Source organism: Microbacterium sp. CFSPD4_SD4, from assembly GCF_057364585.1.
Genome location: NZ_JBNFOC010000002.1, coordinates 313,342 through 334,558 on the forward strand (window position 1 = coordinate 313,342; position 21,217 = coordinate 334,558).

Annotated in this window: 25 protein-coding genes; 9 read left to right on the forward strand and 16 right to left on the reverse strand. The window is 71.3% G+C overall.

Annotated features, from left to right (window positions below):
- Position 1 precedes the first annotated feature (1 nt).
- Entirely contained in the window at positions 2 to 1,003 is a 1,002-nt protein-coding gene (locus AC2W7E_RS05555) for a LacI family DNA-binding transcriptional regulator (protein ID WP_161973058.1), read from the reverse strand.
- Between the two features lie 131 nt (positions 1,004 to 1,134).
- On the opposite strand from AC2W7E_RS05555, the gene uriT reads away from it, so the two are divergent.
- Entirely contained in the window at positions 1,135 to 2,544 is a 1,410-nt protein-coding gene (uriT, locus tag AC2W7E_RS05560; RefSeq protein WP_249521403.1) for a uridine transporter UriT, read from the forward strand.
- 6 nt (positions 2,545 to 2,550) lie between these two features.
- On the opposite strand, the gene AC2W7E_RS05565 is transcribed toward uriT, so the two are convergent.
- The 5 genes from AC2W7E_RS05565 to AC2W7E_RS05585 all read right to left on the reverse strand — a co-directional run bounded on the left by AC2W7E_RS05565 (position 2,551) and on the right by AC2W7E_RS05585 (position 5,691).
- The gene (locus AC2W7E_RS05565; RefSeq protein ID WP_485988706.1) at positions 2,551 to 3,690 is read right to left on the reverse strand and encodes a calcium:cation antiporter; all 1,140 of its coding nucleotides are present in this window, start codon (positions 3,688 to 3,690) and stop codon (positions 2,551 to 2,553) included.
- A gap of 122 nt (positions 3,691 to 3,812) precedes the next feature.
- Positions 3,813 to 4,616 carry an SDR family oxidoreductase gene (locus AC2W7E_RS05570; protein WP_126893803.1) on the reverse strand — a complete coding sequence of 268 codons (804 nt, stop codon included), beginning with the start codon at positions 4,614 to 4,616 and terminating at the stop codon, positions 3,813 to 3,815.
- Positions 4,613 to 5,086, reverse strand: a complete 474-nt coding sequence (locus tag AC2W7E_RS05575; RefSeq protein WP_062637668.1) for a MarR family winged helix-turn-helix transcriptional regulator — start codon at positions 5,084 to 5,086, stop codon at positions 4,613 to 4,615. The genes AC2W7E_RS05570 and AC2W7E_RS05575 overlap by 4 nt, the downstream gene beginning before the upstream one ends.
- 27 nt (positions 5,087 to 5,113) lie before the next feature.
- Positions 5,114 to 5,428, reverse strand: coding sequence for a hypothetical protein (locus AC2W7E_RS05580; protein WP_062766051.1), 315 nt, complete (start codon positions 5,426 to 5,428; stop codon positions 5,114 to 5,116).
- Positions 5,425 to 5,691 (reverse strand): hypothetical protein, encoded by a 267-nt coding sequence (locus AC2W7E_RS05585; protein ID WP_303709565.1) that lies wholly within the window; start codon positions 5,689 to 5,691, stop codon positions 5,425 to 5,427. The genes AC2W7E_RS05580 and AC2W7E_RS05585 overlap by 4 nt, the downstream gene beginning before the upstream one ends.
- 359 nt (positions 5,692 to 6,050) lie before the next feature.
- Between AC2W7E_RS05585 and AC2W7E_RS05590 the strand changes: the two genes are divergently transcribed.
- Positions 6,051 to 6,185 (forward strand): hypothetical protein, encoded by a 135-nt coding sequence (locus AC2W7E_RS05590; RefSeq protein ID WP_255218720.1) that lies wholly within the window; start codon positions 6,051 to 6,053, stop codon positions 6,183 to 6,185.
- Between the two features lie 138 nt (positions 6,186 to 6,323).
- Entirely contained in the window at positions 6,324 to 6,635 is a 312-nt protein-coding gene (locus AC2W7E_RS05595) for a hypothetical protein (protein WP_485988707.1), read from the forward strand.
- A gap of 8 nt (positions 6,636 to 6,643) precedes the next feature.
- Here AC2W7E_RS05595 and AC2W7E_RS05600 read toward each other — a convergent pair whose 3' ends face one another.
- From AC2W7E_RS05600 to AC2W7E_RS05615, 4 genes are all read right to left on the reverse strand, one after another.
- A complete protein-coding gene (locus AC2W7E_RS05600) occupies positions 6,644 to 7,621 on the reverse strand; it encodes an SRPBCC family protein (RefSeq protein ID WP_485988708.1) in 978 nt (325 codons plus the stop codon).
- Positions 7,618 to 7,863: a hypothetical protein gene (locus AC2W7E_RS05605; protein ID WP_303709568.1), complete on the reverse strand. Its 246-nt coding sequence runs from the start codon at positions 7,861 to 7,863 to the stop codon at positions 7,618 to 7,620. The genes AC2W7E_RS05600 and AC2W7E_RS05605 overlap by 4 nt, the downstream gene beginning before the upstream one ends.
- A 69-nt stretch (positions 7,864 to 7,932) precedes the next feature.
- Entirely contained in the window at positions 7,933 to 9,117 is a 1,185-nt protein-coding gene (locus AC2W7E_RS05610) for a zinc-dependent alcohol dehydrogenase (protein WP_303709708.1), read from the reverse strand.
- Between the two features lie 103 nt (positions 9,118 to 9,220).
- On the reverse strand, positions 9,221 to 10,549 hold the full coding sequence (locus AC2W7E_RS05615; RefSeq protein ID WP_126893807.1) for a cytochrome P450: 1,329 nt from the start codon (positions 10,547 to 10,549) through the stop codon (positions 9,221 to 9,223).
- Positions 10,550 to 10,697: 148 nt separating this feature from the next.
- Here AC2W7E_RS05615 and AC2W7E_RS05620 point away from each other — a divergent pair, with 148 nt between their 5' ends.
- Positions 10,698 to 11,135 carry an SRPBCC family protein gene (locus tag AC2W7E_RS05620; RefSeq protein WP_126893808.1) on the forward strand — a complete coding sequence of 146 codons (438 nt, stop codon included), beginning with the start codon at positions 10,698 to 10,700 and terminating at the stop codon, positions 11,133 to 11,135.
- Positions 11,136 to 11,150: 15 nt separating this feature from the next.
- Here the strand turns inward: AC2W7E_RS05620 and AC2W7E_RS05625 are convergent, their stop codons facing one another.
- Positions 11,151 to 11,972 (reverse strand): shikimate 5-dehydrogenase, encoded by an 822-nt coding sequence (locus tag AC2W7E_RS05625; protein ID WP_374461119.1) that lies wholly within the window; start codon positions 11,970 to 11,972, stop codon positions 11,151 to 11,153.
- 480 nt (positions 11,973 to 12,452) lie between these two features.
- Here AC2W7E_RS05625 and AC2W7E_RS05630 point away from each other — a divergent pair, with 480 nt between their 5' ends.
- A complete protein-coding gene (locus AC2W7E_RS05630; RefSeq protein ID WP_017203899.1) occupies positions 12,453 to 12,659 on the forward strand; it encodes a cold-shock protein in 207 nt (68 codons plus the stop codon).
- A gap of 92 nt (positions 12,660 to 12,751) precedes the next feature.
- Here AC2W7E_RS05630 and AC2W7E_RS05635 read toward each other — a convergent pair whose 3' ends face one another.
- On the reverse strand, positions 12,752 to 13,417 hold the full coding sequence (locus AC2W7E_RS05635; protein WP_249521399.1) for an HAD hydrolase-like protein: 666 nt from the start codon (positions 13,415 to 13,417) through the stop codon (positions 12,752 to 12,754).
- 144 nt (positions 13,418 to 13,561) lie between these two features.
- Here AC2W7E_RS05635 and AC2W7E_RS05640 point away from each other — a divergent pair, with 144 nt between their 5' ends.
- Positions 13,562 to 13,777 carry a hypothetical protein gene (locus tag AC2W7E_RS05640; protein ID WP_315107096.1) on the forward strand — a complete coding sequence of 72 codons (216 nt, stop codon included), beginning with the start codon at positions 13,562 to 13,564 and terminating at the stop codon, positions 13,775 to 13,777.
- A gap of 2 nt (positions 13,778 to 13,779) precedes the next feature.
- Here the strand turns inward: AC2W7E_RS05640 and nucS are convergent, their stop codons facing one another.
- Together nucS and AC2W7E_RS05650 are read right to left on the reverse strand one after the other, a co-directional pair.
- Entirely contained in the window at positions 13,780 to 14,475 is a 696-nt protein-coding gene (gene nucS, locus AC2W7E_RS05645) for an endonuclease NucS (protein ID WP_315107094.1), read from the reverse strand.
- A 35-nt stretch (positions 14,476 to 14,510) separates the two neighbouring features.
- Positions 14,511 to 15,359, reverse strand: a complete 849-nt coding sequence (locus AC2W7E_RS05650) for a GAP family protein (protein ID WP_029989914.1) — start codon at positions 15,357 to 15,359, stop codon at positions 14,511 to 14,513.
- A gap of 115 nt (positions 15,360 to 15,474) precedes the next feature.
- On the opposite strand from AC2W7E_RS05650, the gene AC2W7E_RS05655 reads away from it, so the two are divergent.
- On the forward strand, positions 15,475 to 16,671 hold the full coding sequence (locus tag AC2W7E_RS05655) for a sensor histidine kinase (protein ID WP_025105187.1): 1,197 nt from the start codon (positions 15,475 to 15,477) through the stop codon (positions 16,669 to 16,671).
- On the forward strand, positions 16,668 to 17,312 hold the full coding sequence (locus tag AC2W7E_RS05660; protein ID WP_025105188.1) for a response regulator: 645 nt from the start codon (positions 16,668 to 16,670) through the stop codon (positions 17,310 to 17,312). The genes AC2W7E_RS05655 and AC2W7E_RS05660 overlap by 4 nt, the downstream gene beginning before the upstream one ends.
- A gap of 1 nt (position 17,313) precedes the next feature.
- On the opposite strand, the gene AC2W7E_RS05665 is transcribed toward AC2W7E_RS05660, so the two are convergent.
- Positions 17,314 to 18,552 carry an MFS transporter gene (locus AC2W7E_RS05665; RefSeq protein WP_315107089.1) on the reverse strand — a complete coding sequence of 413 codons (1,239 nt, stop codon included), beginning with the start codon at positions 18,550 to 18,552 and terminating at the stop codon, positions 17,314 to 17,316.
- A gap of 60 nt (positions 18,553 to 18,612) precedes the next feature.
- Between AC2W7E_RS05665 and AC2W7E_RS05670 the strand changes: the two genes are divergently transcribed.
- Complete coding sequence (locus AC2W7E_RS05670; RefSeq protein WP_025105190.1) at positions 18,613 to 19,674, forward strand: LacI family DNA-binding transcriptional regulator; 1,062 nt, start codon at positions 18,613 to 18,615, stop codon at positions 19,672 to 19,674.
- Between the two features lie 13 nt (positions 19,675 to 19,687).
- Here the strand turns inward: AC2W7E_RS05670 and AC2W7E_RS05675 are convergent, their stop codons facing one another.
- Positions 19,688 to 21,190, reverse strand: coding sequence for a hypothetical protein (locus tag AC2W7E_RS05675; RefSeq protein ID WP_315107086.1), 1,503 nt, complete (start codon positions 21,188 to 21,190; stop codon positions 19,688 to 19,690).
- Positions 21,191 to 21,217: the final 27 nt, after the last annotated feature.

Sequence of the window (21,217 nt, forward strand, 5' to 3'; positions counted from 1 at the left end):
ATCACGCGCCCGGCGGGGGAGACGTCGACTCCGCCACGCGCAGAGTCGGCGTCACGCGCCGCAGGGCGTATGGCGTCTCCGGATCGTCCATCCGCCGCACGAGCGCTTCCACCGCTTCCGCGGCGAGCTCGTCGAACGGCTGGACCACGGTCGTGAGCCGCGGCTCGCACACGTCCGCCAGCATGGTGCCGTCGAACCCTGTGATGAGGATGTCGCCCGGGACGCGCAGGCCTGCGCGTTTCAACGCGGCGATCGCGCCCGCGGCGACCAGGTCGTCCCCCGCGACGATCGCATCGGGAAGCGGACCGCGGGCCCGCAGCCGCGCGACGGCGGACTCTCCGAAGGAGAGAAGGTACTCACCGAACACGTTCTCCTCCACCGGCAGCGACCGCGCGCGGACGATCGACTCGAACGCGGCGCGGCGCTCGCGGCCGACCGACGTCACGTCGTTGCCCGACACGAGGACGATGCGAGAGGCGCCGCGGGAGGCCAGATGGTCGACGGCGAGCCCGATGCCATGATCGTTGTCCACCCCGACGAAGTCGGCATCGAGGTCCAGCACCCGCCGGTCGACCTGGACCAGCGGGAGCCGCTGGGCGGTGTCGGCGACGGCGTCGAAGGACAGCTCCGCGTCGGACGGAACGACGAAGACCCCCTCGACACGGCGCTCGACGAGCATGCGCAGGCGGGCGCGCTCGCGGTCGACATCGCCGTGCGAGTCCGCGATGACGAGATCGAACCCGCGACGCTGCAGGTGGTCCTCGAGCCGATGGACGAGTTCGCCGTAGAACGGGTTGCTGATCACCGGGACGACGACGCCGATGGTCGCGCCCGTGCCCTCGCGCAGACCGCGGCCGATGAGGTTGACCCGGTAGCCGAGCTGCTCGGCCACCCGCGCCACATGCTCCGCGGTGGCTCCGGACACGCGCTCCTTGCCGTTCAGCGCGCGGGACACCGTGGCGATCGACACCCCGGCCGCGGCTGCCACATCGTGCAGCGTCACCGACGGCTTCCTCATCCGCACCTCGACTCCCGACGGGCACCGACATCGGCGCCTCGACTCCCAAGATAAGCCGCGCGTAAAGGATTACGCATTCCGGCGCCCCCGCACCGACACGAAGAAGTGAGTACGACATGCACACCACCGCCCTCCGGCCCCGAACGGCCGTCGCGCCCCTGATGGTCGCCCTCCTCGCGGCCTGCCTCGCGTTCCAGCTCAACGCGAGCATGCTCAGCCCGGCGCTGGTCACGATGGAGCGCGAGCTCGACGCGACGGCCTCCGAGATCGCCGCCACCCAGACGGTGTTCTTCACCGCCGCCGCCCTGTTCACGCTCTTCCTCCCGCGGCTGGGCGACCTCATCGGACGGCGCCGGGTGCTCGTCGGCATGCTCGTGGTGATGGCGGTCGGCTGCGTGGTCGCGGCGCTCGCGACCAACGTCCCGATGCTCTTCGTCGGCCGCCTCATCCAGGGTGTCTCCGGTCCCGTCGTCCCGCTGTGTCTGATCATGCTGCGCGCGGCCGTCAGCGACCCGAAGATGTACGGCACCCTGCTCGGCGTCGTGACAGCCGTCAACGGCGGGATCGCCGGCGGCGACGCGCTGCTCGGCGGCTACCTCGCCACGAACCACGGTTTCGCCTCGATCTTCTGGACCATGGCCGGCGTCGCCGTGGTCGCGGCACTCGTCGTGCGCCTTCTCGCCCCGGAGACGATGGCGGAGGACCGCCCGCGCATGGACTGGTGGGGGTCGTTGCTCCTGGTCGTCTCCGTCGGTTCGATGCTCATCGCCCTGAACGAGCTCGGGAAGCTCGCCGAGGCGGACGTGCTCCTGGTGGTCGTGCTGGCCGTCGTCTCCGTGGTGTCCTTCCTCGCGTTCTGGAAGCTCGAGGGTGCGCTGCGGGACCCGCTCGTCTCGCCCGCCCAGTTGAAGCAGCGTGCCACCTGGGCGCTCTCCGCGACATCGTTGCTGACCCTCTCCGGGATCTTCGCGGTGATGAACGGCGTGGTCCCTGCACTGGCGCAGGACACCGCGATGGGACTCGCGATGAGCGCGGAGGAGGTGTCGTTCTGGATCCTGATGCCGTACGCGCTGGCGGGCCTGCTGATGGGACCCCTCACCGGACGGCTCGCCGCGACGGTGGGCTACCGGGCGATGCTGCGGATCGGGCTGGTCGGCACGATCGTGGTGCTCCTGCTGATGGTCGCGAACGTCGGGACCTCGTCGCGGATCACCCTGCTGCTCCTCTCAGTCGCCGCCGGCATCACCTACGCCGGCATCGGCAACATCATGTTGAACGGCCTGGGGGTCGTGCTGTCGCCCACGGAGAAGCCGGGCTCCCTCCCCGGGCTGAACACCGGTGCGATCAACCTCGGGGCCGGGCTGAGCTTCGTCGTGATCTACGCGGCCCAGACGTCGTTCGGCGGCAGCGGGGACGCGGCGGGTGGCTACGTCGCCGCGCTCCTCACCGGTGCCGTCGTGCTCGCCGGCGCGTTGACGTTCTCCCTCTTCATCCCGAAGCCCGTCCATGCCGAGCTGACCCGCTGAGGCGGCTCAGCTGAAGAGGATGAGGACGTAGACGGCGAAGGTCGCCAGGTGCGCCGCACCGTGCATCGCGGTGACCCGCTTCGCTGCGAACGTCGTCACCGAGAGCAGCAGCGTCACGGCGAGCATGAGGAGGTTCGCCGGCGACTCGGCGAGCACCACCTCCTGGCCGGTGAACATGCCGATCAGGAGGACCGCCGGGATGGTCAGGCCGACCGTCGAGACGAGCGCGCCGTGGCAGAGGTTGTTCACCCGCTGCGCCTCGCCGTTCAGGGCGGCGCGGATCGAGGTGATCGACTCGGGGAGGAACACGATGCCCGCGATCAGCAGTCCCGCCAGGGCGACCGGAGCGCCGAGCCGGCCGAGACCGTCGTCGAGCAGGGCCGCCATGTCGTGCGAGAGCAGCACGATCGGGACGACCGTGACGACGAGGAGCACGAGGCGGGCCAGCACCTCGACGCGGTGGGCCGCGAGCACCTCCCGGATGGGCGTCCGGGGTGCTTCCCTCCCCGCCGCGTGGACGGCCGGTCGCAGCCGCTCGTCCACCTCGGTGAAGTCATCGGCCTGCGCACCCATCTGCCGGAACAGGAAGAACGCGTAGAGGGCGAGGGTGAGCACGATGATCGGGATCTCCTGGCCGATCGTGTACGCACCGTTGTCGCCGATGAGGCCGGGGAGCCCGAACGCCAGGGCGACGAGGACCACGAGCATCGACAGGTACGCGGACGTGCCGGTGCGGTTGTGCGCCATCCCCCGATGGCGGAGGCCGCCGAGGAGGAGGGCCAGACCGATCACGAGGTTGAGGATGATCATCGACACGGCCATGACCGAGTCGCGCGCGATCGTGGCGTGCTCGCCCGGTCCGAGCATGACCGCCGAGATGAGGATCACCTCGATGAGCACGATCGACAGCGTCAGCACCAGAGAGCCGTAGGGGTCGCCCAGTCGGTGGGCGAGGGCCTCGGCCTGCTTCACGACCCCGAAGGCGCACACGAGGATGACGGCGACGATCGCGAGGAGGGCCACCACCAGGAGCGGTCCGGGCACGGGCGGCGCGAGCAGCGGGTGCAGGGCGAGCAGGGCGGCGAACGCCCCCCACCCCAGCGCCACGCGCAGCACATCGGTAGGGGTGATGAACGACCGGATCATGACGGACTCCTTCATGAGTCAGTCGTCGTGTGCGGGTACTGCTCCCTCGTCCGCTGCTCCGGGTGCCGGAGACACCCTCAGGATACCCGTGCTCCCGGAACAGCGGCTGAGCAGCGCGGGACTCAGCCCTGCGGGGCGTCGTTCCAGGACCAGATGTCGTCGCCGCGCAGCACCGCGTCGGCCCCGCCGTCGCAGTAGATCGTCTGTCCCGCCATGTGGGTGTTGGCCGGGCTGGTCAGCCAGACGAGCAGCTCGGCGATGGAGGACGCCGGCTGGTGGTAGTTCAGCGGCATCGGCACGGCGGCGTCCACCATGGCCAGGCCCTCGGGCGAGTCGAGCAGGCCGGCCGTCATCGCCGTGGTGACGGTGCCGGGGGCGACCGCGTTCAGCGGGATGCCCGCTCCCGCCCACGCCGGGGTGACGCTCTCGCGACGGACCCAGCGCGACAGGGCGCGCTTGCTGGACGAGTAGTTGAGGAACCCGGCCTCGGGGGTCGCCGCCAGACGGTCGCCGATCTCGATCGCGCGCGCCTCGTCGCCGGCGAGGGCGGCGTCGACGAGCTCGGGCGACACCGGCTGCAGCGAGGCCATCGACGACACCACGGCGGCGCGCGGCGCATCGGCCAGGCTCAGCGTGGGCTGCAGCGCGGTCAGGAACTCCGTCACGCCGAAGAAGTTGATGGACACCGTCTTCGAGATCGGAGCCGAGATGCCGGCGCAGGCGATGACGGCGTCGATCCCGTCGTCGGCCGCCTCCACCACGGCGCTCGCCGCGGCCAGCCGGCCCTCGTGGGTGGACAGATCCCCGTCTACCTCGGCGCCGGCGAGGTCGACGCCGATCACGGTGTGGCCTTGGGCGCGGAGCAGCTCGGTGGTGGCGGCGCCGATGCCGGATGCGGATCCGGTGACGACATAGGTGCGGGTCATGAGGTTTCCTCCTTGATGGACACGACCGGCGGCGTGCCGGACAGTGCGGTGACGAAGCGGCCGAGCTGGCGGCGGAATCCGTCGATCTCGTCCGGTGACCAGCCTGCGAGCGCATCGTCGACCATCCGATGGCCGGCCTCGACCAGGCGCGCATAGGCCGTCCGGCCCGCGTCCGTCAGGCGCACCTCGACCGTGCGTCCCGAGCGCACGGGGTCGACGACGCCCTGCGTCGCCATGCGGGCGACGAGCTTCGACGTGGTCGGCCGCGACAGCGTCGCGTGCGCGGCCAGGTCGCCGAAGCCCATCGCACCGCCGTTCATCCCGAGCAGGTAGAGCGCGCGGATGGCGGACGGATCGAGGGCGACGTCGACGGCTTCGGCGACCTGACGTTGCAGGTCGCTCTCACTCCATTCCGACACCACCCGGACGAGGGCCAGGTGGATGCCGGCGACGTCTTCGCCGGTGGTCATGTGTCCAGGGTACGCCTCAAAGTTGCCTCAGGCAACAGTTGTGATGTACCCCGCGCTCGCCGTGTCCTCCACGAGCGCGAAGAAGTGGCGACCGCCCGCGCGCCGCGCGCGTCGCCACCGGCGCTGCTGCCCGTCGGCGTAGTCGAGCACGATCCACGCGGGCGCAGGCGTGCCCTGCGGGCCGAGCACGAACGAGCACGCCCCGAGGCCGGGGGAGGCGAGCTCGGCGACGAAGCGGTCGTCACCGGGCGCGAACGGCGCCGTGTCATGGAGCTCGGCCGGCTGCAGGCGGAGGACGGTGTCGGCGTGTTCCTGGGTCTCCGTGCGGAGCCGGCGCCTCATGCGGCACCGCCCTGGCGTGCCGCCCACTCCCGGGTGTCCCGAAGGCCGTGCGCATCGAGGTAGGCGCGGATCACGTCCGCGGTGAGGCGGATCTGCGCCTCCGTGCCCATCGCCGCCTGCATGACGCCGATCGCGGGCGCCGGCTTGCCGTCCACCCGCTCGAGCGCCTCCCAGACGATGTCCTCGCGGCCACCGCGGCCGAGGGCGTGCGGCATCGAGGTGAACTCCGTCCTGCGCTGATCAGTGGGTCGTGTCTCTGGCATGCGTGTTCCTCTCTCGGGGCGGATGGGCAGGCTCGCGCCGAGGGACGGGGGTCCCTCGCGAGGCGCACGTCGGACGGCGGGGTGGTCTCCCCGGGGTCGGTGCGCGTGATGCGGTGGCGCGCGCTCCGCCGGCGGCCCGGTGAGGGGCGTGCGGAGCGGTCGGCCTGGCCGGTTGCTGTCCTTCGACGGTACCACGTTATTTTGAGTCATTCAAAAGAAGTGGCGAATCGTCCGCACGCCGGATGGGGTCCTGAGCGATTGCCGCGTGCGTTTTTCTCCCGTTCAGCGGGAAATTTGACTTCCCTGTGCTTCCGGGTATGGTCGGGGGTTACGCCAGCCAGTCACAAAGGGGAAGCGCCATGTCAGGAAAGTCCACACCGGGTCGCGCAGGGAAGAAGGCGCCGCAGCTCTCACTCAAGGAGAAGCGGGCGGCGAAGCGCGCGAAGAACGCCCCGGACGAGTTCCTCAAGCCTCGCAAGGGCGCGAAGAGCTGAGGACTCCGGCCCGGTGGGGGTGGCGGGTGCTCCGCCGCGCCCACCGGGGCTACCGGGGCGACGGCGACCTGTCAACGGGCCTTGTCCTCCGCGCGGATCCGACGCACTCTGGAGTCTCCGCTACGAGAGGAGCGCGTCATGTCGAACCCAGAAGCCTTCATGTACCCGGACGAGCCGTTGCTGTCGGAGGAGGCCCTGCGGCTCGCGGAGGAGGACGACGTCGATTCCGACGAGCAGCCGTCCCGCGAGGGCGTCGCGGCGCATCTCGCCGAACGGGGCGGCGACGACCCCGACGCCCTGCAGGACGTGCCCGCCGGTGGCGCCGGTGCGGACGCCGGGGCCGGAAACGCGGCCCGCGTCGACCCGTCGTCGAAGAACCCGCCGGAGCCCGCCTACGAGTCGACCCACAGCAAGGAGCCGGGCGTCGGTCCGCGCCACGAGGGCGACTGAGCCGGCGCTCAGCGGAAGAGGCGGGTGATCCCGCTCTCCACCTGCGCGAGCTGGATGAAGACGAGGCCGCGCCAGAGCGGACGCAGAGGTGCGCGCAGTGCCCGTCGCACCGGACCGCGGGGCCCGGTCTCCCACGTCATCGTCGCGCGGAGCTGGGTCCCTCCCGCGGCCGGTTCGAGTGCCATCGTGAGGACGCGCGGATTCGCATGGGGCGCGTCGGGGTACTCGAAGCGCCAGGTGAGCGCCCCGTCCTTTTCGTCCCGGATCACGCAGAGGCGATGGAATTCGGGCTTGCGGCGCAGGGGTCGTCCGTCCGGCGATGTGGTCGGGGCGAACGCCTCCCAGGGGCCGTCACTCCCGGCGGGGAGGACGCCGGCGACGCTCTGCTCCCACTCCGGGAGCCGTTCAGGATCGGGGAGCACCGCCCGGACCTCGGCGTCGGCGGCCGGCACGAACATCGAGCGGGACCCGGTGATCCCCCCGGCGGCCGGCTTTCGGCCCGGCTGAGGGGAGCGCGCGGTGCCTTCGACCTCGTCGAGCTGGGCCGTGAGGTCGTCTTCCGTCACGGCCAGCCGGCCGAGGATGGCGGCGATCAGGCCGCTGGGTTCCGCGAGCAGGGCGCGAAGTACGGCGGCGGAGTCCCCGCGGCGACCTCCTTGGGATGCGGCTCGGAGCACCGCGAGGGCACGCTCGGTCCAGTCGTAGCCGTCGGTCTCGTGGAAGACGATGCGACCCGGACCCACCGCCGGGGCATCGATCCCCATGGCGAGGAGCTGCCCCGCGTGCTGCGCCTCGACGGCCGCCCGGGCGGTATCGAGGCGGATCCCGGCCCTCCGGAGCACCTGCCCGCCGGTGTCCGCATCGAGCGTGAGAGCGAGCAGCAGATGATCGATGTCCGCGTCGTGCACTCCGAGGCGCGACGCCTCCTCCATCGCCGCGAGCGACAGCGTGTGCATGGTGGCAGCCGCCTGCGAGAACCGGCTCATGCGTTCCTCCGCGGCACCGGGATGGTCGGATCGATGCGGCGGCTGTGCTTCTTGTGCACGGCCTGCCGCGTGACGCCGAGGGCATCCGCGATGGTCTGCCAGCTCATTCCGGCGCGGAGCGCGGCCTCCACCTGACGCAGCTCGAGCGCGTCGGCGAGGCTCCGCAGCGAGGCTACGGCGCGCAGCCCGGCACGCGGATCGGTCGTGTCCGCCGCGGTGCGGGCGATGTCGAGGGACTCCATGCTGTCAACCTACGTTGCTTGCCGATGCTCTGTCAACCTAGGTTGCTCCGGGGTCCCTCGACGGGCCCGTCAGGCGGCGGAGGGGTGCAGCACGACCTTGATGCAGCCGTCCTTCTTCTCCTGGAACGTCCGGTACAGCTCCGGGGCATCCTCCAGCGCCGCGTGATGCGTCGTCAGATCCATCACGCCGAGCGGGTCGGATGGGTCCTCGACGAGGGGAAGGAGGTCGTCGATCCAGCTCTTCACGTTGCACTGCCCCATCCGCAGGCTGATCTGCTTGTCGAACAGGGTCTTCATCGGCAGGATGTCGGCGTCGCCCGCATACACACCGCTCAGCGAGACTGTGCCGCCTCGGCGGACGGCGTCGATCGAGGCGTACACCGCCGCGAGCCGATCCACCCCGGCCTTGTCGAGCATTTGCCGCGCTGCGGGATCGGGCAGTAGTCCCACCGCTTTCTGCAGGAACTCCACTCCGCTGTTGCCGTGCGCTTCCAGCCCCACCGCATCCACCACGGCGTCGGCGCCACGGCCTTCCGTGGCATCGCGGATCTCCTCGACGGTCGTGTCGGTGAGGTCGAGCGTCTCGATGCCGTGCCGCTCGGCCATCGCGCGCCGCTCCGCCACCGGTTCGACCGCGATGACGCGGTGGCCGCGGTGGCGGGCGATCCGGCTGACGAACTGTCCGACGGGTCCGAGGCCCATCACCGCGAGGGTGCCGCCTTCGGGGAGCTGCGCGTACTCCACGCCCTGCCACGCCGTCGGCAGGATGTCGCTGAGGAAGAGGTAGCGCTCATCGGGCAGGTCCGGCGCGACCGGGATGTGGTTGTAGTCAGCCAGCGGCACGCGGAGGTACTCCGCCTGCCCCCCGGGGACCTGGCCGTAGAGCTTGGTGTAGCCGAAGAGCGCCGCGCCGCTGCCGTACTTGCGCACCTGGGTCGTCTCGCACTGCGATTGCAGCCCGCGGAGACAGAAGAAGCACACCCCGCAGGCGATGGTGAAGGGGATCACCACGCGATCGCCCGGCTTCAGCTTCGTGACGTTCGCACCGACCTCCACCACGACGCCCATCGGCTCGTGTCCGAGGATGTCTCCACGGTCGAGGAACGGCCCCAGGAGCTCGTAGAGGTGCAGATCGGAGCCGCAGATGGCCGACGAGGTGATCCGGATGATGGCGTCCGCCGGCTGCTGGATCACCGGGTCGGCGACCTCCTCCACCGTCACGTTCCGCTTGCCCTGCCAGGTGAGTGCCTTCATCATGTCCTCCACGTCTCGATGTCCGTCGTCCCTCCACGCTCTCGGGCGCGCCGCAGCATGGCCACCCGGTTGACAGGCCCTGGACGACGTGCGACCCCGGGACTCAGTGGAACGGGCAGCCGCGCCCGGAAGCGGCGGCGCGCACCCGCGCTCCGGACGTGGGCTTGGTGGGCAGGCGGCGGCGATTCACCCCGAGCCCCTCGTCGAGCACCGTCAGCTCCGGGTCGCTCAGCACGGCGACGGCCGCGGAGAGACCGGCGATGACGAGCTTCTCCCCGGGGCAGCGGTGACCGGTGGCGACGTCGCCCCCGCCCTGGGGGACGAAGGTCGTGATCTCCTCGTAGTCGTCCACGTCGGTGAACCGCTCGGGGGCGAAGCGCTCCGGGTGGGACCACGACCGCTCGTCGGTGTTCGTGCCGAGGATGTCGAGGACGACCCGGCCGCCCTCCGGGACCGTGACGCCGTCGATCTCGACCTCGGCGACGGTGCGACCAGGCAGCATCGGCACGAACAGTCCGGTCCGCCGCACCTCCTGCGCGAACATCGTCGCGAGCGTTCCACCCACGAGCGATCCCCGCTCGGCGGTCTCGGCGGCGATCCGGGTACGCCACTCGGGGTGGTCGTGCAGCTGCTTCGCGGCGAAGGCCACGAACCGCGCGGCGGCGATCATCGGACGGATGCTGTTCTGCAGCTCGACGCCGGCCACCTGGGCGGGCAGCAGCTCGCCGTTCTCGTCGCGATGCGCGGCCCACAGGGCGAGCGCGGTGCCCTCCGGTGCCGTCAGATCGCCGGCGCGGACGGCTTCGATGAGGCGACGCGCGTGCCGGTCCGAGAAGATCCGGTTCGCGAAGGCCTCGACGTAGGCGGGGGAGTAGGGGGCGCCGAACCCGTCCACGATCTGCGCAAGGCGCGTGGCCCAGCGGGTCTTCGCCGCCGCCGTCCCCGGCAGTCCGGCCCAGCGCATCATGGCGCGCCCGAAGGCGCCGACGGCCGCGTCGTAAGCGCTGCGGGTGCCGCCGGCACGCCAGTCCTCACGCTCGGCCGCCCACTCCCGTTCGAGGAACGGTGTGAGCCGTTGGACCTGCGCATCCTCGTACGCGGCTTCGACGAAGGTGGCCTTGCGGTGGCGGTGGGCGGTGCCGTCGAGCGCGTGCACGGACCCGTGCCCGAACAGGGGCTCGCGGACGATCCCGGGCATGGCCCCGGCGCGGGCGATGCGGCTCTCGTCGTAGAACAGCTCCACCCCCTCGGCACCGCGGACGAAGGCCGCCGGGTGCCCGAGGAGGCGCATCGGGGCCGACCGGGCGCCGGGGCGGGCTCGACGCCAGACGCGCTCGCCGAAGTCGTAGCCGCGGGTGAGCAGCGACGGCGAGTCCTCGTGCAGGACCGCGTCGACACCGTCGGACAGTCGGGAAGTCAGTCGCTGAAGCATGATCCGACCCTGACACGGGATCTCGACGGGGCCCAGGGGGAAGCATCCTCGAGACGTTTGTGCTAGCCGGACGGTCGGCTCTGCGGATGTCAAGCACCTGTCCGACCGTCTTCCGGAGCGCGCAGGATGAGGTCGGAACGGAGGAACCATGGCCACCAACACCCGCGACCTGACGTGCACCACCCATGACGTGTTCCGCGTGCTGGCGAACGGCTGGCTCTACCCCGCGTGGGTGGTCGGCGCCTCCCGCATGCGCGACGTGGACGACTCCTGGCCGGCGGCGGGCGCCCAGCTGCACCATTCGGTCGGCACGTGGCCCGCGCTCCTGGACGACACCACCGAACTGGTGGAGTGGCACCCGCCGCACCGTGCGGTCATGCGGGCGCGCGGCTGGCCGGTGGGCGAGGCGCAGGTGACGATCCGCGCGCGGACGACCCCGAGCGGATGCCAGGTGCGCATCGATGAGGAGCCGGTCAAGGGCCCGGCGACGATCCTGCCCCGGTTCCTGACCACGCCGATGCTCCGCTGGCGGAATGCGGAGACGCTGCACCGTCTCGGCTACCTGGCCGAGGGCCGCGCCTCCTGACGCGGGCTCTGCGCATCAGGCTCCGGCGCGCATGAACTCCTCGGCGGCGCGCACCTGCTCCGCCGAGGGGCGGATGCCGGTGTAGAGGACGAACTGCTCCAGCGCCTGCCGCGTCGCGACCTCGGCGCCCGTGATCACCGTCTTGCCCGCGGCCCGACCGGCGGCGATGAGCGGCGTCTCGGCGGGCAGCGCGACGACGTCGAACACGACCGCGGCGGCGTCGATGGTCGGCTCCGGGAAGGCGAGGGCGTCGGCCTCCGCACCTCCGGCCATGCCGAGCGGGGTGACGTTCACGATCACGTCGGCCCTCGCGTCTCCGACCTCGGCGCGCCAGGCGAACCCGTACAGCTCGGCGAGGGCGCGGCCCGCCGTCTCGTTCCGGGCGACGATGGTCACGTCCGTGAAGCCGGCGTCGCGGAACGCGGCGGCCGTCGCCTTCGCCATGCCGCCCGAACCCCGGAGGAGGACCGACGATGCCGGGTCGAGGTCGTTCTCCGCGATCAGCTGCGCGATCGCCGCATAGTCGGTGTTGTGGGCCGTGAGGACGCCGTCGTCGTTCACGATCGTGTTGACGGAGTCGATGGCCTGTGCCGAGGGGTCCATGCGGTCGACGAGCGCGATGACGTCCTCTTTATAGGGCATCGAGATCGCGCACCCGCGGATGCCAAGGCCGCGCACCCCTGCAATGGCCTGCGCCAGATCGGTCGGCGCGAACGCCTTGTAGATCCAGTTCAGACCGAGGGCCTCGTACAGGTGGTTGTGGAAGCGCGTGCCGTTGTTGCTCGGCCGTGCGGACAGCGAGATGCAGAGCGTCATGTCCTTGTTCAGCATGGTCACCGAATCAGGCTACCCCTGCGTCTGTCAAGGTCCATGGCGGGAGATCGCGTCCTCCCCTATGGTGAAAGTGCATGCAAGGGGATCGATCGTCTACGCCTCTCCCCAGGAGGCGGAGGCCCTCCCCACGGGCCGGGCGATCCGTGCATGCGATTGGGCCCTCTCGAGTAGTTCAGTCCCCAATGAACTCCTCGAGAGGGCCGCTACCCGGCCGTCCGCCACGAAGATTTTCAAATTTGTCCCCCAAAAGGGGGACAAGAAGCGCGCGGAGGGGTTAGGCTGTTTCTGACGCACCCTCCGGTCGTCTTCGGCCCTCATCGCTCCCCCCGCGGTGAGGGCCACACCATTTTCCGGGCGCGTCCGCTCATGCAACATTTGGATTACCTTCTCGCAACGGCTATTCCGCCGGGGGTCCCCTCCACTAGCGTTAGCGATGTCGGTGCACCCCTGCGTCGGCTTCTACATCAGCAGAACAGGCAGTACATGAGCACCCAGGGCACGGTCAAGTGGTTCAACTCGGAGAAGGGCTTCGGCTTCATCTCCCCCGACGACGGAGGCGCTGACGTCTTCGCGCACTACTCCGCCATCCAGTCATCCGGCTACCGCTCTCTCGAAGAGAACCAGCGGGTCGAGTTCGATGTGGCGCAGGGTCCCAAGGGCCTGCAGGCAGAGAACATCCGCCCCGTCTGAGGCGGAAGCAACACCGGGAACTCCCCGTCGGATCCACGCGCAGGCGCTGACCCGGCGGGGAGTTTCGTCTTCCCTGACGGCCCTGGAGCCGGTCAGGGCAGCAGGAGTGCGCGCAGCTCGTCTACGGTCGAGACGCGGAACGCCGCGTCGTCGCCCTCGTGCGGGTCGCTGAAGCCCCAGCCGACGAAGATCACGGGCACGCCGTTGGCGAGACCGCCCTCGACGTCGTGGTGCCGGTCGCCGACGAGGACCGGGCGGGAGGTGTCGGCACCGAGCGCGCGCAGCCGTCGCAGCGCCTCGGCCACGATGTCGGTCTTTGACGCGAGCGTGGCCTCGTCCGGCGTGGCGCCCACGGTCGTGAGGAACGACGGCCGCAGTCCGAAGTGATCGACCAGCGCGTCGACCTGGTTCTCGGGCTTCGAGCTCGCCGTCGCCTGGGGGACTCCCGCCGCGTGCAGGTCATGGATCAGCTCGGCGACCCCCGGATACGTCTGCACGTCGGTCGTGTACCCGTCGGCCTTGCCGAGGGTGCGGTAGAACGCCACCGCCTCGGCCGACTGCTCCGGCGTCATCCCCGCCTGGTCCTGGAAGGACTGGAACATGGGAGGGCCGATCCAGTGCACGAGCTCCTCGCGCGTCGGCGCCGGGTGGCCGAAGTGCGTCAGGGCGATGTTCAGGCGACGCAGGATCCCGACCGAGGCGTCGACGATGGTCCCGTCGACGTCCCAGAGCACACACGAGTAAGGCGAAGAGGGCATGCCTCCAGCCTAGGGTCCCGCGAACGGGTGCCCGCCCGTCCTGCACAGGTGTGCACGAAACGGGTTCATCCACCGAACGCGTGAACACCCTTCACGCCGATCTAGAGTCGTGACAGCGGCGGGATCACGGGTGAGAATGGGGGCATGTACGTGTCGGTGGAAGTCATCACGATGCTGGCGACGGCCGCGACGACTCTCGTCGCGATCATCAGCGGATTCGGGTGGATGATCGGTCGGATGGACACGCGGTTCGCCGCGGTGGAGGCGAAATTCGACCGGATCGAGCACGAGCTCACCGAGGTCAAGATCGCGATCGCGCGGCTGGAGGGCCCGCGGCCGCGACTGGTCTCGACGCGCTGAGGTCAGAAGAGGCGGGGGATGCCCGACTCGATGCCCTTCATGTCGTCGTAGTCGAGCACGAGGCACCGGATGCCGCGATCCTCGGCGAGGACGCGGGCCTGCGGCTTGATCTCCTGGGCGGCGAACACGCCCTGCACCGGGGCGAGGTGGGGGTCGCGTCCCAGGAGGTCGAGGTAGCGGGTGAGCTGCTCGACGCCGTCGATGTCGCCGCGGCGCTTGACCTCGACCGCGATCGCCACGCCGTCGGCGTCGCGCACCAGCAGGTCGACCGGGCCGATGGCCGTGGGGTACTCGCGCCGGACCAGGGTGGCGCCCTCGGCGACGCGGTCCACCTGTTCCGCGAGCAGGCGCTGCAGGTCGGCCTCGACGCCGTCCTTCTGCAGACCGGGGTCGATCCCGAGCTCGTGGCTGGAGTCGTGGATGACCTCGTAGATCTGCACGCGGAGGGCATCGCCGGTCTTCTTGTGGGTCACGCGCCACACCTCGACGACGCCGGCGCCGGCCTCCTCCTCGCCCGGTTCCTCGGTCGCGAGCACACACGGCGGGCTCATCCAGTTCAGCGGCTTGTAGCTGCCGCCGTCGGAGTGCACGAGCAGACTCCCGTCACCCTTGTGCACGAGCAGGCGGGTGGCGAGCGGAAGATGGGCGTTGAGTCGGCCGGTGTAGTCGACCGAGCAGCGGGCGATGACGAGACGCACCCGACGAGCCTACTTCGTCGTCGCCGGTCACGCGGTCAGAGGAACGCGTCGAAGAGTCCGAGCTCCGTCGCGGCCGAGCGGGCGATGAGGAAGCCGATGATGCCGATGATCCACGCCGTGTTCTCCGCGCCCGTCCGCTCCATCCAGGCGGCGAAGCGCTCCAGCGGACGCTGCACGAGCGGGGCCGCCACGAGTCGGAGCACGAGGAGCACGAGCGCCGGGGCGATCATCAGCGCGCAGTACCCGGCGAGGGAGAGCACCCGGAGCGGCGTGTCGACGCCGGCGTCCGCGAGCATCGTCATCGCCACGATGTACGGGAGCATCGTCGCGACCTCCACGAGCCCCGCGGCGATGGCGACGGCCATGACCGCGAACCCCCGAGTCTGCGGGTCGAGCAGGCGTTCCCGCCACCGAACGATCCGACCGGGACGCGCAGCGGCCGTCGCGGCGGCGGACGGAACGGGAGGGGATGCCGGGGCGTTCGGCCCGGACAGCGGTTCGCCGGCCGGTCCGCCGGGGCCGGTCGCCGCGGTGGTGGCCGCGGGCGCTCCGACCGGCGCCGCCTCCGCAGGCTTCGTCGGCATCACGAAGGCGGTGACGAGCAGCGCGGCACCGACGACGAGACGGGTGATCATGCCCGCGGGAGAGCTCAGGAAGTCGGAGGCGACGTCGACGAGGTTCACCAGCCCCCAGAGGAAGAGGAGACCGACCACGAGATAGAACACGGCGATCGTCGCGAGATAGAGGAGGATCCGTCCGGCGCGTACGCGTCCGGGGTGCAGGAGGAGGAAGACCGGGATGAGCAGCGTCCCGACGCTCAGACCGTCGATGAGCGCGAGCACGGCGAGGGAGAGGGGCAGCGGCAGCCCGCCGAAGAGTTCCATGCTTCCACGATCCCGGCGGCACGCCGAGCGCGGATCGGGCGAAAGTCGGGGTCGTCCGGATGCCCTCATCCTTTGGTCGGATGCGACGCCGATCGCGCCGTGGTTGCATGAGGACATGCACGATCCGGCCGACGGAGGGCCCGCCGCCTGGTACCGGCGGCACCGGTGGTGGGTGGACCCGCTGGGCATGGCCGCTCTCGCGACGGTCATGGCGGCGCTCGGGTTCCACGGCATCTGGGGACCCTTCTCCCTTCTACCGGAGGACGTCTCGCCGTGGTGGGCCCTGGTTCTCGCGATCCCGGCCTGCGCTCTCGCGCTCGGCAAGCGGCGTCATCCGTGGACGGTGCTCGCGCTCGTCGCCGGGCTCTTCGTCGCCGACCTCCTCACCGTCGGCGGCGTCGGGACACTCGTGGTGCTGCTGGATGTGCTGTGGACGGCGGCCTTCCTCGCCGGCCCACGCGGGCGCCGCGTGCTGCTCGTGCTCCTGGGCGCGGCGACCGTCGTCCTCTTCCTCGCCGCCCTGCTCCTCTCGGCGGCGACGCCCGCGGTCGCGGTCCTGTTCGCGGTGCAGTTCGGCGCGATCTTCGGTACGGACTACTGGTGGGCGGTGGCGGTGTCGCAGGCGCACGAGTTGGCCGACCTGCACCGTCAGCGGGCGGAGGACGCCGCAGCGACCGCCGCCCGCGATCGGGCACAGGCCGTGCAGCGCGAGCGCGAGGCGATGGCGCGCGAACTCCACGATGTGGTGGCGGGGCACGTGATGGCCATGGCCATCCGGGCGGAGGCGGCGCTCGCCGCGCCCGCGGCACGGTCGGACGATCGCGCCGCGCTGCAGGCCGTGCGCGATGCCGGGCTGGACGCGCACGGAGCCCTGCGCACCATGATCGGGGTGCTGCGCCGCGGCGACGGGGCGCTCGCGCCGACCCCGGGATGGGCCGACCTCGAGGGCCTCGCCGCGGAGGCCCGACGCTCGGGCTTGGACGTGCGCCTCGCCGTCGAGGATCCGGGTGCGCTCGGCGGCGGCGGAGAGCAGGCGGTCGTGCGGGTGGTGCGTGAGGCGTTGGGGAACTGCGTCCGCCATGCGAACGGCGCCGTGGTCGACGTGGCCATCGGCCCTGTCGACGGTCAGGCGCACGTGACGGTGCGGTCGCGAGGCGGCGCGCCGACCGTCACCGCCGGGCAAGGCGGCGAGGGGTGGGGGCTGCAGATGCTTCGCGAGCGCATCACCGCGCTGGGCGGGACGTTCCGGGCCGGTGCGGAACCCGACGGCTGGCTGGTCGAGGCGCGACTGCCGGTGGGGGGCCGGGCATGACCGCACCGACCGTGCTGCTCGCCGACGACCACGGCGCGATCCGGGCCGGCCTGCGCATCATGCTGGAGACGCACGACATCACGGTCGTCGGGGAGGCCGCCGACGGCGAGGTGGCCGTGCGCAACGCCGCAGCGCTCCGGCCGGATGTCGTCCTCATGGATCTGCGCATGCCGGGACGCGACGGGGTCTCGGCCACCCGCGAGATCGTCGAGCGCGGACTGGGGGATGTGCTCGTCCTGACGAGCTTCGACGAGGACGAGCTCGTGCTCGCGGCGATCCGGGCGGGAGCGGTCGGATTCCTCCTGAAGACGGTCGACGCGCCGACTCTCGTCCAGGCGGTGCGTGCTGTCGCCGCCGGAGAGGGAGCGCTGGATCCGCGGGTCACACGCCGCGCGCTCGCCGCGGTGGCGGCGTCCACCCCGGAGCCGGCGCCGATGACGACGTTCGCGCTGCCGGAGCTGACGCCCCGGGAGCGCGACGTCCTCGACGGGATCCTGCAGGGGTGGTCGAACGCCCAGCTCGCCGCGCGCCTGCGGATCTCCGTCCCGACGGTGAAGACGCACGTCTCGAACGTCCTCACCAAGCTCGGCGCGCGCAGCCGGTCGCACGCGGCCGCGCTCGTCCGCGGGGTCGAGGACTGAGTCAGCCCTCGACGGTCGGAACCGCCGGTGCCTTCTCCTCCGCGCGGAGCGGGCGGGCGGCGCCGGAGAAGAGCCCCGAGAGCACCACGAGCGCGACGAGGATGAAGAGCGTGTTGAGCAGCCCGATGTGCTCGCTGATGACCCCGAGCACGGGCGGGCCGCCGAGGAACGCCACGTATCCGATGGTCGCCGCCGCGCTCACCCGTGCGGCGGCCTTGGCCGGATCGTCCGCCGCGGCCGACATGCCGAGGGGGAAGCCGAGCGACGCACCGATGCCCCACAGCGCCGCGCCGACGAGGACCAGCGGCAGCGTGGGCGCGAGGATGAACAGGAGGATTCCGGTGGCGGCGGTCGCAGCCAGGATGCGCAGCACCAGCACCCGGCCGAAGCGGTCGACCAGCGGTCCGCCGAAGAGGCGCACCACCGTCATGCCCACGGAGAAGACCGCCAGGGCGACGGCGCCTGTGCCCTCCGCGAAGCCGTGTCCCTGCTCGGTGCCCAGGGCGATCCAGTCGTTGGCGCCGCCCTCCGCGAAGGACATGCCGAGCATGACGGTTCCCAGCAGATACGTGCGCGGTTCGCGCCAGGCCTCGAGCGCGGTGTGCATGCGCTGGCGGAACGCGGGCTTCTCGTGGTCCTCGGGGTCGAGGGCGGCCTCGCGCACGGGCACCTGGAAGAAGCAGACGACAGCGATCACGGCGATGAGGACGCCCATCGACACCGCGTGCGTGCCGACGTCGACCTGGAGGGCCGCGGCGAGGGCGCCGATGCCGGCGCCGAGCACGGTGCCGAAGCTGAAGAACGCGTGGAAGACCGGCAGGATGGTGCGGCCCATCTGCTGCTCGATGGCGGTGGCCTCGACGTTCATCATGACGTCGACGCAGCCGTTGCCGAAGCCGAAGAGCACCATGCCGATGAGGACGACCGGCACGGAACCGAAGACGGTCGCGCCGAGGCCGACGAGCGCGATGCCCGTGGCGAACGTGAGCATCGCCAGGAGCATCCCGCGCCGCGCACCGGTCCGGGCCATGACGGCGGGGCTGGTCGAGATGCCGAGGATGGACGCCACGCCCATGCCCAGGAGGATCAGGCCGACCTGCGCATTGTCGAGGTCGAGCGCCTCCTTGATCCCGGGCACGCGGGAGGCCCAGGTCGCGATCGAAAGGCCGCTGGCGAGGAAGATGGCGAAGATCGCGGTGCGCCAGCGCACGAACTGCGAACGGGAAAGGGCGGTGTCCATGGCGGACAGCCTATCGAATCGATTCGACCTTGCGCGACCGAACCGGGCTATCCTCGGAGTATGACCAGGGAGACGCCGCGCCGGCCCACGATCGCCGATGTGGCTCGCGAGGCGGGGGTCGCCACCTCGACCGCGTCGGTCGTCTTCAGCGGCAAGGCCAAGGTCGCACCCGCCACCCGCGACCGGGTGCTGGCCGCCGCGACCGACCTCGGCTACACGGGGCCCGACCCGCGCGCCGCCTCCCTCCGTCGCGGACGCAGCGGCATCGTGGCGGTGGTCCTCGAGGGGCATCTGCGCGCGGCCTTCCTCGACCCCGTGACGACCGCCATGATGGACGGCCTCACCGACGGCCTGGCCGACCTAAGCGCCGGAATCCTCCTCATGCGCGACGAGCCGGGCGAGGACGGCTCGGCCATCGCGAGCGCCCCCGTCGACGCGGTGGTGCTCATCGGCTGCTCCGGCCGCACCCGCGCGTCTCTCGAGATCGTGCGCGGACGGGGCCTCCCGGTCGTCGTCATCGAGGGGGACGCGGGGCTCGACGTCCCGCGCATCACCCTGGACAACGTCGCCGCCTCCGCCGAGATCGCCCGGCACGTGCGCGACCTCGGACACCGGGACGTCGCGCTCGTCACGCTCTCGCTGGACGCCGAGCGCGAGCGCACCCTCATCACGCCGGAGCGTCTGGCCCACGCCACCGTCGACGTGACGGTCGACCGCCTCGCCGGCATGCGGGAGGTCTTCCCCGACGCACCGGCGATCTCGGCCTCGGGCAGCCTCATCGACGAGGGCATCCTCGTCGGGCGGATGCTGCTCACGGATCCCGACACCCGCCCGACCGCGGTGCTCGCGCAGAGCGACCTGCTGGCCGTCGGTGTGATCCGCGCCGCGGAGGAGCTCGGACTCCGCGTTCCCGAAGACCTCTCGGTCGCGGGTTTCGACGGCATCCCCCTCGATGGCCTCGGCGATCTCACCCTCACCACGAGTGTGCAGCCGGCGGTCGAGAAGGGGAGGGCGGCGGGAGAGCAGGTCGCCAGGATGCTGCGCGGTGAGCCGGGCATCACGCAGGACCTGCACTGCGTCTTCCGCGCCGGCACCACGACCGCGCCGCCTCCGTCGCGCTGACCGCGCGCACCGGTCAGGAACGCGCTGGCCCGAGGGGAAGCGTCGCCGGCGCGTAGTCGAGGATGCGGTAGCGCCCGCACGCGACGACGTCCGTGGGCGTCGCGGCGGTCGGCAGGTTCCACGCCACCGTCTGCGCGTCCTCGACGAGGAACGACACCTCACCCGCCGCGAAGTCGCGGCGGTCCACCAGCCACGCGTACCCGTGGAGCTCGTGGTCGACCTGCACGAGCCGGGCCGGGTCGGTCGCGTGCAGCTTCGGCAGCCGCACGGTCCAGAACTGTCCTGCCCCGGTGCGCCCCGACGAGTCCACCCAGTCCGTGACGCAGGCGAGGTCGGGGTCGGGAGCGCTCGCCGCCTGCACGATGCGGGGTACGGACGCGGCGCCACCGACGAGGAGGACGACGGCGACGACGGCGGAGACGACCCGCGTCAGCGTGGCTCGCCGCGTCCGGACGCGCGGCACGGTGAGGAGAGCCAGGATCGGGGCGAAGACGAGCGGCTGCAGGTATCGCGCCGCGTGCGTCCCCGCCGCGATGCCGCCGACGAGCACGATGAGCGGGAGCGCCCAGGCGGCCGTGGCCACCAGGCGGTCACCGGCGTCCGACGCGTGGGCCGTCCGCACGACCGCGAGCAGCGTCAGCGCCAGGACGGCGACCGTGCCGAGCACCCCGCCGGGGGACGACAGCCGATCGATCGCGAGGCCGGCGTAGTACGCGGCGGAGTGGATCCATTCCGCGGGCTGGATGTAGCCCGCGCCGGAGTTCGCGATCCATGCCGAGAAGGGAATGCGACCGAGGAAGCCGAGAATGCTGCCCCCGACCAGCGCGGTGATCAGCGCGAGACCCCGGCGCCGGACCGCGAGCGTGGTGAGACAGAGGCCGCCCAGGACGAGGGAGAGGGGCACCGCGGCCCAAGCGGCGAACAGCGGATTGCTGAGGGTCGCCACCGTCGCGACCATCCCCAGAGACACGGGCAGTGCCGCACCCTTGCGGGGGCGATCGAGGAAACGCCGACACAGGCCGACGGCGAGCAACACGCCCACGACGGTCGCGGAGTAGTACGTCGTCGTCAGCACCAGCGATGCGAGTTCGAGCGCGTCGCGGGACGGCGAGGACTCCGTGACGATGAGGAGACAGAACACGGCGAGGGCGCCGACCGACCAGGCGACCGGTGCGCGACCCTCGACGCACCGCCCGGCGACGAGCCGGATCGCCCCGTAGAGCGCGAGCACGTTCACGACCGCATTGACCGCCAGCACGCCGTTCACGTCGAACGGCAGCACGGCATCGAGGGCCGTGAACACCGCGATCTCGGGCAGGAAGAGCACGCTGGACAGCGCCCAGTCGCCCCCACCCCCATCCAGGATCGATCGGCCGACGAGGGCAACGATCAGCGAGTCCCCGTCGTCGAACATCAGGAGCGATCGGGGTGACGTCGCCAGGTGTCCCACGGCGAGGAGCGCCAGCGCCAGCGCGGCCGCCCACCCCGCCAGCTCGCGCCCCCAGACCCGCCGCATGCGACCACTCTGACACGCGATCTCGAA